General features: G+C 54.6%; 11 protein-coding genes and 1 riboswitch. All 11 genes read left to right on the forward strand.

The genetic code is table 11. The features are described from left to right. The first annotated feature begins 348 nt into the window (after positions 1-348). A riboswitch (cobalamin riboswitch) is annotated at positions 349-571 on the forward strand. A 130-nt stretch (positions 572-701) separates the two neighbouring features. Genes ABYW01_RS05680 through ABYW01_RS05730 form a run of 11 tightly spaced genes read left to right on the forward strand, consistent with a single transcriptional unit; the run spans position 702 to position 11,183 of the window. Beyond that, complete coding sequence (locus tag ABYW01_RS05680) at positions 702-1,502, forward strand: DUF4198 domain-containing protein (protein ID WP_372831531.1); 801 nt, start codon at positions 702-704, stop codon at positions 1,500-1,502. Positions 1,503-1,513: 11 nt separating this feature from the next. Further along, entirely contained in the window at positions 1,514-2,134 is a 621-nt protein-coding gene (gene cbiM / locus ABYW01_RS05685) for a cobalt transporter CbiM (protein WP_372831532.1), read from the forward strand. Then, positions 2,127-2,732, forward strand: a complete 606-nt coding sequence (locus tag ABYW01_RS05690; RefSeq protein WP_372831533.1) for a hypothetical protein — start codon at positions 2,127-2,129, stop codon at positions 2,730-2,732. The genes cbiM and ABYW01_RS05690 overlap by 8 nt, the downstream gene beginning before the upstream one ends. Next, complete coding sequence (cbiQ, locus tag ABYW01_RS05695; protein WP_372831534.1) at positions 2,716-3,498, forward strand: cobalt ECF transporter T component CbiQ; 783 nt, start codon at positions 2,716-2,718, stop codon at positions 3,496-3,498. Before ABYW01_RS05690 ends, cbiQ begins: the two co-directional genes overlap by 17 nt. Next, complete coding sequence (locus ABYW01_RS05700; protein ID WP_372831535.1) at positions 3,495-4,169, forward strand: energy-coupling factor ABC transporter ATP-binding protein; 675 nt, start codon at positions 3,495-3,497, stop codon at positions 4,167-4,169. Before cbiQ ends, ABYW01_RS05700 begins: the two co-directional genes overlap by 4 nt. Before the next feature lie 20 nt (positions 4,170-4,189). Further along, a complete protein-coding gene (locus ABYW01_RS05705) occupies positions 4,190-5,569 on the forward strand; it encodes an MFS transporter (protein ID WP_372831536.1) in 1,380 nt (459 codons plus the stop codon). Positions 5,570-5,614: 45 nt separating this feature from the next. Further along, positions 5,615-7,345, forward strand: coding sequence for an ATP-binding protein (locus ABYW01_RS05710; RefSeq protein ID WP_372831537.1), 1,731 nt, complete (start codon positions 5,615-5,617; stop codon positions 7,343-7,345). Positions 7,346-7,360: 15 nt separating this feature from the next. Then, complete coding sequence (gene cobO / locus ABYW01_RS05715; RefSeq protein WP_372831538.1) at positions 7,361-7,948, forward strand: cob(I)yrinic acid a,c-diamide adenosyltransferase; 588 nt, start codon at positions 7,361-7,363, stop codon at positions 7,946-7,948. Beyond that, positions 7,948-9,291 (forward strand): cobyrinate a,c-diamide synthase, encoded by a 1,344-nt coding sequence (locus ABYW01_RS05720; RefSeq protein WP_372831539.1) that lies wholly within the window; start codon positions 7,948-7,950, stop codon positions 9,289-9,291. The genes cobO and ABYW01_RS05720 overlap by 1 nt, the downstream gene beginning before the upstream one ends. A 3-nt stretch (positions 9,292-9,294) precedes the next feature. Continuing rightward, the gene (locus ABYW01_RS05725; RefSeq protein ID WP_372831540.1) at positions 9,295-10,407 is read left to right on the forward strand and encodes a cobalt-precorrin-5B (C(1))-methyltransferase; all 1,113 of its coding nucleotides are present in this window, start codon (positions 9,295-9,297) and stop codon (positions 10,405-10,407) included. Further along, complete coding sequence (locus tag ABYW01_RS05730; RefSeq protein ID WP_372831541.1) at positions 10,404-11,183, forward strand: precorrin-6A/cobalt-precorrin-6A reductase; 780 nt, start codon at positions 10,404-10,406, stop codon at positions 11,181-11,183. The genes ABYW01_RS05725 and ABYW01_RS05730 overlap by 4 nt, the downstream gene beginning before the upstream one ends. The last annotated feature ends 208 nt before the right edge of the window (positions 11,184-11,391 follow it).

The following is an 11,391-nucleotide window of genomic DNA, read 5'->3' on the forward strand; positions in this document are numbered from 1 at the left end:
GTCGTCACTCAATACACCCGATGTAGGGCAGCTTTTAAGCTGCCGGTCGAATGAATCCGACCCTACAAGTTATGGAATCTGTCGCGGGCTATCAGGCTTGTGTCGACACTCAATACACCCGATGTAGGGCAGCTTTTAAGCTGCCGGTCAGATGAATCCGACCCCACAAGTTACGGAATCTGTCGCGGGCTATCAGGCTTGTGTCATCACTCAATACACCCGATGTAGGGCAGCTTTTAAGCTGCCGGTAGTCTGATCACCTTCGATGACGACGAAGACTACGCTTGTATCTATTTGATTCAACTGAATAAGAAGATCCCTCAATTGACACTATGGGTGTGCCAACGTATGGTTCGCCACAGATCAGGTCACTTTGTGTTTCTTAGCAGAGTGTTAAATGGGAAGTCGGTGCTATTCAGCCAGTCTGAATGTATCCCGACACTGCCCCCGCAACGGTAGATCGGTTAAGTCGTTTCACACGCCACTGTGTCGTATGTACATGGGAAGGCGAAACGATGGAGCATTTGCTCACCGATGAGTCCGGATACCAGCCTGACAGGATTCTGCGATTTGGTTCGCGGTTTTCTTTGAGTTCAATGGTGTTGCGGAGGGCTTCACCGAGCGTCAGTGCAGTTAATGTACCGTTGGCTTATCCTCCCCAACTCCGCCTGTATTATGGATTTCAGACGGAGCTAATGTACGTGTTTAAACAGTTTTCCCTGTCACTGGCTGCGGCCGGTGTTTTGTTGTCAGCCTCGGCTCAGGCACATTTCCAGATGGTGTACACACCGGATCTGTTGCTGGATCGTGGTGGAAAAATCACCCTCAAAACCCCTTTTACCCATCCTGCGGCCAGCGGACATGTGATGTCTGCTGATCAACCCGAGCAGTTTTTTCAGATCCGAAAAGGCAAAAAAACGGATCTGTTGCCCATCCTGAAACCGATCAGCTGGACCAGCGCAGCGAATACCGGCCCGGCGTATGAAGCGGATGTGCGTCTGCGGGGGTTGGGCGATAACCTGTTTGTCTACAAAGCCGCGCCCTATCTGGAAGAAGCGGAAGATATCTATATCCAGCAGATCACCAAAACCATCGTCAATGTGGGCAGTCTGCCCACGGGTTGGAATGATGATCTGGGCCTGGAAGCGGAGATTGTACCGCTGACTAAACCCTATGCGATTTACGCAGGTGGTTCGTTCACCGGGGTGGTGAAAAGTGAGGGCCAGCCAGTTCCGTTTGCTGAGATCGAAGTTGAGTACGTCAACTATCAGCCGGATATGAAAACCAATGCGTTCAGTCAGACCTCGACGATCACACCGCCAGCTGATGCATTTATCACGATGACCATCTATGCCGATGCGAACGGCACTTTTACCTTTGCCATGCCAAAAGCAGGTCAGTGGGGCTTTTGTGCATTGGGTGTGGGTCCGAAAAAGGAGCATAACGGTAAAGCGTTATCTCAGGATGCGGTGATCTGGGTTCAGGCCCATCCGATTAAATAGAGGCAACACCCATGCACATTGTTGATGGAGCGCTGGCAGGACCGGTATTGGTCGTTGGCGCCGCGCTGGCAGCCGCGGGTGTTGCTTATGGTCTGAAAAAAATGGATTACGATCATCTCCCTCAGGTGGGTGTGCTGTCTGCGGCATTTTTTGTCGCCTCTTATATTCACCTACCGGTGGGGTTCTCCAGTGTCCATCTGATCCTGAACGGCCTGATTGGTCTGGCTTTAGGCTGGGCTGCGTTTCCTGCATTGCTGGTGGCGCTGATTCTGCAGGCGGTGTTCTTCGGCTTTGGTGGCTTTCTGGTGTTAGGAGTGAACACCTTCAACATCGCACTGCCTGCGGTGCTGATGTATTACCTCTGTCGTCATGGCATTACCGCATCATCGCCGAGAGTCGCTGGTATCTGGGGTGCGATTGGCGGTGCGGGTGCGGTCACATTGACCACCTTGATGGTCGCGGGTTCACTGGCATTGTCCGGCGAAGCCTTCTGGTTAGCCGCAAAAGCCACGCTGATCGCTCATATTCCGGTGATGGTGGTGGAAGGGTTTGTGACTGCGGCCGCGGTGTTGCTGATTCGACAGGTCAAACCGGAGTTCCTAAATATCCCGGAGGAGTGGCAGGATGCTTAAGTCCTTATGGCGTATCGCGTTTGTCAGTCTGCTGTGTGTGAATGTGGCGTTGGCCCACAATGTGGTGGGCGGTGTGTATGCCATAGGAGCCACCATTGAGGGTGAAGCGGGTTTCTCTAACGGGGATATGGCGAAAGCGGGGACACCGGTGCTGATCACTAATGCTGCTGGTCAGACGATTGCTGAAGTGCTTACCGATGAGGAAGGGTTCTTTGTTTTCGAGGCGACTCAGCACATCGATCATCACTTTAAACTGGATATGAGTTCCGGGCATGTGCTGGAGATGATTCTGCCTGCGGATGAATTGCCTGCTTCTTTACCCGGCGGCACACCGATCGCTTCAGTGCAGTCCAATCTGACAACGCCAGTATCGGGCAGTGGTCTAGATGCAGCAGCGCTTCAACAGATGGTGGAGAAGGCGGTTGCGAAGCAGGTTATACCACTGCGTAAAGAGCTGGCGGCGTATAAAGAAAAGGCCGGTTTTCAGGATCTGCTGGGTGGGATTGGTTACATCTTCGGTCTGGTCGGTTTAGGTATCTGGTTGCGTCAACGTAAACAGGACAAGCAGCAGGACAAGGCCCGTGCCTCAGTTTCTTGAACACAGCGGCACCAGCTGGAAAGGTCAGCGCTTGAAGCATGAGCAGTCGCTGATCGATAGCCTCGATCCACGCTTGCGTGTAGTCGCAGCGTTTCTGTTTGCGCTGGTGGTTGTGTCATCGGAACAGTTTTTAGTGCTGCTGATTGGTCTGGCGACATCGTTGTTGCTGGCACGGTTGGCGAAACTGAACGTTAAGCGGACCCTGCGTCGGGTGATTGCGATGGACATGTTTATGATCTTTCTGATCATCATGTTGCCATTCACCACGCCGGGTGAGGCGCTGTTCAGTGTGGCGGGGTTACCTGCCAGTAAAGAGGGTTTGCTGCACGCGTTTAAAATTGCCCTGAAAGCCAATGCTGTCGTGCTCTGCTTGTTGTCTGTGGTGGGCACGATGAGTGCGACGACGCTGGGCTATGCCATGGCGCGGTTACGGGTGCCGGATAAGCTGGTACATCTGTTGCTTTTTACCGTGCGTTATCTGGATGTGATCGGCCAGGAGTACAAACGCATGCGTCGGGCGATGCAGGCGCGGGCGTTTGTATTGCGCACGGATCGCCATACGTGGCGTTCTATCGGTTATCTGATCGGCATGTTGTTAGTGCATTCGCTGGAGCGCTCTGAACGTATTGCGGATGCGATGAAATGCAGGGGTTATAACGGTCGTTTTTACCTGATGGATGAGATGGCTCTCGCCCGACAGGACTACACTTTTATGGTGATGGGTGCGCTGTTTCTGGCGACCCTGACAGGACTGAATTTTATATGACGGCCTTAATTGAAACCCGTGATCTGTTTTACCGCTATCCACGCCGCGGCGTGGTATTGGACAAGGTCGATTTTAGTTTGTATCCCGGTGAACGGGTCGCACTGACCGGCGCTAACGGTGCCGGTAAAACCACCTTTCTGCATCTGCTGGTGGGCCTTAAAAAAGCCAAAGGCGGCGAGATTCATGCGTTTGGCCAGCTGCGTAAAGAAGAGAAAGACTTCGTCGAAGTGCGTGCGAAAGCGGGCTTTCTGTTTCAGGACCCGGATGACCAGTTGTTCTGCCCAACGGTGTTGGAAGATGTGGCCTTTGGTCCGCTGAATCTGGGTATGTCCCGAACCGATGCGATCAGCATTGCCCGCGATACCTTGGCTTCGCTGGGTATGGAGGATTTCGAAGATCGCATCACCCATCAACTGTCGGGTGGTGAAAAGCGCATGATTACCCTGGCAGCGGTGCTGGCGATGGACCCGGATGTGCTCTTGTTAGATGAGCCCAGCAATGCACTGGATAGCGATGCGCGTCAGCGGTTGTTGGATACGTTGCTGGCCTTGCCACACGCGATGATTATTATCTCGCACGATGATGATTTCCTGTCTCAATTGGCGACCCGGCGTGTGCGCTTGGTCGATGCGCAGTTGATCGAAGAAACCGAGGCAACGGTAGCCGTCTGATGCGGTTACCCGGAGATTCTATGGGAATGTTTGCGCCACTCAGTAACAGCACGTTTCGCTGGCTCTTCCTCAGTCAGCTGGTTTCCCTGTTGGGCACCGGCCTGACCACGGTGGCGCTGGCGTTGCTGGCCTATGACCTGAGTCCGGGACAGGCCGGTGCTGTGTTGGGCAGTGCATTAGCGATCAAGATGGTGGCCTATCTGGGTGTGGCGCCGGTGGTGGGGGGGTATGTCAGCGGTCTACCACGCAAGTTTTGGTTAGCGGGTCTGAATATTGGCCGTGCGTTGTTGGTTGCGTTATTACCGTTTGTGGGTGAGATCTGGCAGCTATTTGTATTGATCTTCCTGCTAAATGTGCTCGCGGCGGGTTATACGCCGGTCTATCAGGCGCTGTTGCCCGACATCCTGCCGGAAGAGGAAACCTATACTCAGGCGTTGTCGCTCTCCCGTCTGGCCATGGAAGTGGAAGCGCTGTTTAGCCCAATGTTGGCGGCTCTGCTGTTGTGGGTCGCCTCGTATGATCTGCTCTTTGGGCTGAACGCGGTGGCGTTTGTGCTGGCGACCGGCTGCGTGATGTTGGCAGTGATTCCGCAAGCTGAGGTCAGCGAACGCAGTGGTGGCGTCTGGCACCATGTGAGTTTTGGTATCAAAAGTTATCTGAAAACCCCGCGCTTGCGTGGTGTTCTATTACTCAATCTGGCGCTGTCTGCCGCGGGGGCGATGATCATCGTGAATACCGTGGTGTATGTGCGCAGTGAGCTGGGGCTGGGCGAAGAGCAGGTGCCATTGCTGATGGCCGCGGCGGGTGCGGGATCGATGGCGGCCGCCGTTGTGTTGCCTAAATTGCTGGAATACTGGCATGACCGGTCGGTGATGCTGAGTGGCGGCGTGCTGTTTGTGCTGGCGTTATTCAGTGGTCTGCTCGAACCCGGCTATTTGGGCTTGTTCCCGATCTGGTGTGTGATCGGGTTGGCAACGTCTCTGGTGCTGATTCCCACCGGACGGGTGGTGCGTGATTCCTGTAATCCCGGCGACCGCAATGATTACTTCTCGGCTAACTTTGCCCTGACCCATGGTATGTGGCTGCTGGGTTATCTGTTGGCCGGCTGGCTGGGAAGTCTGGTCAGTATGAGCATGACATTCTTTATCCTCGGTGTTGTGGCGCTGCTCGCCACGTTGCTGGCGTATCGGGTCTGGCCTCCTGCGGATCAGCATGAACTCTGGCATGAACACGATGCGATGGAACATCTGCATCCCCATACGCATGACGAACATCATCAGCATGACCATCAGGGGTGGGAAGGCCCGGAGCCACATGTACATCCGCACTACCACAAGAAACTTCGCCATCGTCACCCGTTTGTGATCGATGAACATCACGCCCACTGGCCTAAGCAGTGATGGAATCAACTCTTGATGGATCCAACGATAGGAATCCGATGCCAAATGTCTGAAACTCATTTTCCATTCAGTGCGGTCGCAGGGCAGGCACAGTTTAAGCTGGCGCTGATTCTGGCAGCGATCAATCCGTCTATTGGCGGGGTTGTGATCAGTGGCCCGCGTGGTTGTGCGAAGTCGACGTTGGCACGTGGTTTAGCGGACCTGTTGCCTTCCGATGCTGACAACACGCGGCATGAGTTTGTGACGTTGCCATTAGGTGCCAGCGACGAGATGTTGTTGGGCACGTTAGACCTGCAAAAAGTACTGGATGATCAGACCGTGGCATTTCGTCCCGGCCTGCTGAGCAAAGCCCATGGTGGTGTGCTTTATGTGGATGAGGTGAATCTGCTGGCGGATCACCTGGTGGATCAGCTGCTGGATGTGGCCGCAAGTGGTATCAACCGCATAGAACGGGACGGTATCAGTCACAGCCATCCCGCACAGTTTCTGCTGATTGGCACCATGAACCCGGATGAGGGTGAATTACGTCCGCAGCTGCATGACCGCTTTGGCCTCTGTGTTGAACTGAGCAATCAGTATTCAGCGTTAGAGCGGGTGGAGATCGTGCGTTCCCGTGAAGCCTTTGATCGTGATCCAAAAGGGTTCTGTGCTGAATATGCTGAGCAGCAGGGGCAGTTATTGGATGCGATACAACAGGCACGCCTGAATCTACCGGCAATTCAGTGTGATGACGCTTTGCGTCTGACCATTGCTGAGCGGTGTAACGCCGCTCAGGTGGACGGATTACGCGCGGATATCGTCTGGTATCGCGCAGCGTTAGCCCACGCGGCATGGTGTGGCCGCACAGATGTTACCTTAGAAGACCTTGATGCGGTTGAACCACTGGTGTTGGCGCATCGTCGTAAAACATCGGTGCCGAATCCGCCACAACAGCCTGATCAATCACCACCACCGTCTTCTGGGGGCTTTAAACGTCCGGATGATCGTCACCGTCAGCCTGATCAGGATAGGCAAGAGACCCGTGCAGATTCAAATCAAAGTGACTGGGGCAGTATGGCCCCTCAGCAGCAGCGCACGGCGACAGAACTGCCAACCTTTAGCCTGAATACCCGCAGTCATATGCATCCTGTGAAAGCAGCAGTCTCGATGCTGTCAGGTCGCCAAAAAGGGACTGATGTTGGAGGCGATCATGTTGGTTCCGCAGTTAATACAAAACCAAGCTGGTTTAGCACCCTGGTAGCCAATAGCGGTATCTGGCCACCGGAAAAACTGCGATTTCAGCGTCACAAACAAGGACTGTCTGTATTGCATCTGGTGCTGCTGGATACCTCTGCATCAACCTTGGGACAAGGCCCTGAATCGGTGGGTAAAGCGGCTTTACTGCAAATATCTGAACAAGCGTACCTACAACGCGAACAGCTCTCGGTGTTTGGTTTTGGCAATAATACCGTCGACAACCTGTTACCCCGTGTGCGGGCTCCCAAAGAACTGCGCAGCTGGCTGGATAACCTGCCAGTGGGTGGCGGCACGCCTATGCGGGATGCGTTGGAACAGGCGATGCAGTACCTGAAAACCCTGCAACGTCAGGCCCCGGCATTGCAGTTACGAACCTATATTCTCACCGACGGGCGCAGTAGTGCGCAGATTGATGATCTGGCGTTGCCGGGTGCAACCGTGTGGATCGATATCGAACAGGCCGCTGTAAAGCGTGGTCGTGGACAACAATTGGCGGCCCAGCTGGGCGCGACTTATCTGCCACTTCCGGCGTTCTCCTAATTGAAGGATATAAACATGAAGACCCATCAGGAGCGCATGGCGCGCAAAAAAGAAGTGATCGATGCGCGTATCGCTAAAGCGACCGAAGAGCGCGGTGTGCTGATCCTGTTAAAAGGCAACGGAAAAGGCAAAAGCAGTTCCGCCTTTGGCACCATGGCGCGGGCTGTCGGTCATGGGCAACGGGCAGCGGTGGTGCAGTTTAGTAAAGGGCGTCTGGAAACCGGTGAATACAAGCTGTTTAAAGATCACCCGCAGATCGACTGGTATGTGATGGGGCATGGCTTTACCTGGGAAACGCAGGACAAAGAGCAGGATATCAAAGCGGCTGAGCAGGCGTGGGCTAAGGCAGAGCAGTTGTTGCAGGATGAGCAGTACGACATCCTGATCTTCGATGAAATGAGCTACATGTTTAAGTACAAGTATCTGGAGCTGGCACCGGTGTTGGCTGCATTGCAGGCCCGTCCGAACAAGCAAAACGTGATGATTACAGGCCGGGTGATGCCTGAAGGTCTGGAAGAGGTCGCAGATACGATCAGCAGTATCCGCGATGAGCGTCATGCGTTCCGCCTTGGTGTAAAAGCGCAGGAAGGGATTGAGTACTGATGACTGCGATCTCTAGCGTTAAAACTGCATCCTGTCCTGCACTGTTTTTAGCTGCGCCCAGTTCGGGGGCGGGTAAAACGACGATTACAGCGGCGCTGGCGCGGTATTTCCGTTTGCAGGGCAACGTGGTACGTGTCTTCAAAACCGGACCGGATTATCTGGACCCGCAAATTCTGGCGCAGGCATCCGGTCAGGATGTGGAGCAGCTGGATATGTGGATGGCTGGTGAAGCCTATTGCCAGCAGAAATTGTATGAAGCCGCGCTGGAGGCGGATCTGATCCTGGTTGAAGGCGTGATGGGGATGTTTGATGGTGAACCGTCCAGTGCTGATCTGGCGGCCCGTTACAACATTCCGCTGGCGATTGTGATGGACGTGAAAGGGATGGCGCAGACAGCCGGAGCCATCGCAGTGGGGCTAGCCAATTACCGTGATGATGTCACCGTGGCCGGTCTGATCGCGAATAGTTGCGGGACGGAACGTCATGCGGAGCTGATCCGTGAAGCATTGCCCGAATCGCTGCCGCTGCTGGCAACCTTACCCCGTGATCCTGACGTTGCATTACCTGAGCGTCATCTGGGTTTGGTGCAGGCAGCAGAGGTGCGTGACGAGCTGGAACAACGCTTTAATGCAGGTGCTGAGTGGATCGCCGGAAATCTGATCACAGAGATGCCCGCAAGCGTTGAATTTAAAAGCGCAGATATAGATACCGTAGAGCCGTTGTTGGCGGGCAAGCGGATCGGGATCGCCAAAGATGCGGCGTTCAGCTTTATCTATGATGCCAATCTGCGCCTGCTGAAGGTGTTGGGTGCGGACTACTGCTTTTTCTCACCACTCAACGATTCTGAACTGCCGGATGTGGACGCGCTTTGGTTACCGGGCGGCTACCCGGAACTGCACGCTGCCCAGCTGGGTGCCAATCAGTCAATTCAACAGGCGATCCGAGAGTTTCATCAATCGGGCAAACCGGTGTTAGCCGAGTGCGGTGGTTTCCTCTACAGCCTGGAAACCCTCACCGATCTGGATGAACAGCAGTATCCGATGACGGGTTTGATGACCGGTCACGGGGCGATGCGCGGCAAACGCGGGTGTCAGGGGATGCAAACAGCGGCTTTGCCGGAAGGTGAGGTGCGTGCCCACGCCCATCATCGTTCGCGCGCGTTTGATACCGAAGCACCAATCGCTCACGGGCGTCGTCAGCGTCATCCGGCACCGGGTGAACCGATCTTCCGTGAGGGCAGTTTGACGGCCAGCTATCTGCATCTGTTTTTTCCGTCGAACCCCGCTGCAATTGCCGCGATCTTCAGCGGCCAGTTTGAATATACAGAGCGCATCGCAGGTTAAACCATGTGGCCTGAAAGCTCCGAATCACCTCAACCCCTACGCTCCGGTTTAACCACCGGGGCATGCGCGACCGCTTGTTGTGTTGCCGCGGCGCGGGCCTTGTTGGCTGCTCGCCAACCCGCCAGCGTGGAGGTGACTTTGCCTACCAAGAAAGAGGGTAGCAAGGTGGTGAATATGGTGATCGAGAGCTATCAGTCGTTGGATAAGGGTATTCGAACCGCGACGATCAAAGATGCGGGTGATGATCCTGATGTGACCCACGGCGCGACTGTGTTTGTTGAACTGAGGCTCACGGATACACCGGGGATTCAGTTTAAAGCGGCGGATGGTGTTGGCACGGTGACCCGTGAAGGGTTGATGCTGGACGTGGGTGAACCGGCGATTAACCCAGTACCTCGCAAGATGATGACCGAACACCTGACGAATGCGGCGTATACCTATCAGTATACGGGTGGATTTGAAGTGTCGGTGGGTGTGGAAAAGGGTGATCAGATCGCACTGAAAACCATGAACCCACGGTTGGGCATTATCGGTGGTTTATCAATACTCGGCACCACCGGCATTGTACGGCCGTATTCCTGTGCTGCGTATATCGCCTCGATTCATCAGGGGATCGAAGTGGCGTGTAGTAACGGGATCGACCATATCGCCGCCACAACCGGGAGCACCAGCGAAGTGGCGATCAAAACAGAGTATGACCTGCCAGAGATGGCGTTGATTGAGATGGGGGATTTTGTCGGGGCTGTGCTCAAACACCTGAAGAAGTCGCCTGTCCACAAGCTCAGTATCTGCGGTGGATTTGGCAAACTGAGCAAACTCGCCAATGGACATCTGGACCTGAACAGTCGGGTCTCCAGTATCGATCTTGAACATCTGGCGGGTTTGGCAAAAAAGGCGGGGGCTGATCAAGTGCTACAGGATGAAATCATTCATGCCAATACCAGCATGCAGGCGCTGAAACGTTGCCAGGCCGCGGGTGTTGATCTGGCCGCTGAAGTGTGTCGAGCGGCCTGGCTAAAAGCCCGCGCAGTGATGCCGGATTCGGTGGTACTGGAAATATGGGCGGTGGATCGAAAGGGTAACTTTGTCGGTTGTTACGGAGTCGATAAAACATGAAAACGTTGTTGTTGCTGGGGGGCACGGCTGATGCCCGCCGTATAACGAAAGCACTGACTGAGATGAGTGCTGAAACAGGTACGCCTCTCAGGATCATTTACAGCATCGCCGGATTGGTACGTATGCCGGATGTGCCTTGTGAAGTGATCAGCGGTGGATTTACCCAATTTGGTGGTTTGGAAACCTACGTTAAAGCACAAAGTGTCGACGCCATTCTGGATGTGACACATCCGTTTGCTGAAACGATGAGCAGTCATGCCGTGGTGGTGGCGAAACTCTGCGGTATACCGTGTTGGCGTTTTCATCGTCCGGTGTGGCAGAGACAAACCGGTGACCGTTGGCGATTGTTTGATTGCTGGCAGTCGCTGATCCCGGCGTTGGCAGATAAACATGCAGTGTTATTGACCGCAGGTCAGCTGACACAAAGCTCGATGGACCAGCTGGTCGCGCAGTCCCTGTGCGTGCGTGGAGGGCAGCGTCTTGTTCTGCGCACTGCCGTTCCACCTAAGGTTGAGTTGCCCGATACGGTGCAGTGGATCAAAGCGATCGGTCCCTTTAAGCAAGCGGACGAGCATGCGCTGCTGGAGCAATACGGTATCGATGCGTTGGTCACCAAGAACAGCGGTGGCGCGGCGACAGAAGCCAAGTTACATGCAGCCAGAGCGTTGGGGATCGATGTGTATATGTTGCAACGCCCGGACCTTCCTCCTGCAGACAAGCAGTTTAGTGAAACCGCTGAAGGTGTTGAGGTCATCAAAGGCTGGTTAAGGAGATAAACGAGGTCTCTTTGAGGAAGACGCATTGTCTGCATTCCCACGCGGGAGCATGGGAACGAGGCGAAGGGTAGCCACGGTTGATTCTGGTTCCCACGGTCCCCCGTGGGAATCCATACAGCGGGTTAAGCACAGCGTGCGATCTGAGCTTGCGGTGTCGTTAGAGCGGTCTGCATTCCCACGCAGGAGCATGGGAACGAGGTGAAGGGTA

This window comes from Pontibacterium sp. (assembly GCF_041587635.1).
Lineage (GTDB): Bacteria > Pseudomonadota > Gammaproteobacteria > Pseudomonadales > Balneatricaceae > Pontibacterium.

Excerpts from the sequence above, each read along its gene's own strand:
- ABYW01_RS05725 (WP_372831540.1), top strand. The coding sequence starts at position 9,295 with ATGTGGCCTGAAAGCTCCGAATCACCTCAACCCCTACGCTCCGGTTTA.
- ABYW01_RS05730 (WP_372831541.1), top strand. The coding sequence starts at position 10,404 with ATGAAAACGTTGTTGTTGCTGGGGGGCACGGCTGATGCCCGCCGTATA.
- cbiM (WP_372831532.1), top strand. The coding sequence starts at position 1,514 with ATGCACATTGTTGATGGAGCGCTGGCAGGACCGGTATTGGTCGTTGGC.
- ABYW01_RS05700 (WP_372831535.1), top strand. The coding sequence starts at position 3,495 with ATGACGGCCTTAATTGAAACCCGTGATCTGTTTTACCGCTATCCACGC.
- ABYW01_RS05690 (WP_372831533.1), top strand. The coding sequence starts at position 2,127 with ATGCTTAAGTCCTTATGGCGTATCGCGTTTGTCAGTCTGCTGTGTGTG.
- ABYW01_RS05710 (WP_372831537.1), top strand. The coding sequence starts at position 5,615 with ATGTCTGAAACTCATTTTCCATTCAGTGCGGTCGCAGGGCAGGCACAG.
- ABYW01_RS05705 (WP_372831536.1), top strand. The coding sequence starts at position 4,190 with ATGGGAATGTTTGCGCCACTCAGTAACAGCACGTTTCGCTGGCTCTTC.
- cobO (WP_372831538.1), top strand. The coding sequence starts at position 7,361 with ATGAAGACCCATCAGGAGCGCATGGCGCGCAAAAAAGAAGTGATCGAT.
- ABYW01_RS05720 (WP_372831539.1), top strand. The coding sequence starts at position 7,948 with ATGACTGCGATCTCTAGCGTTAAAACTGCATCCTGTCCTGCACTGTTT.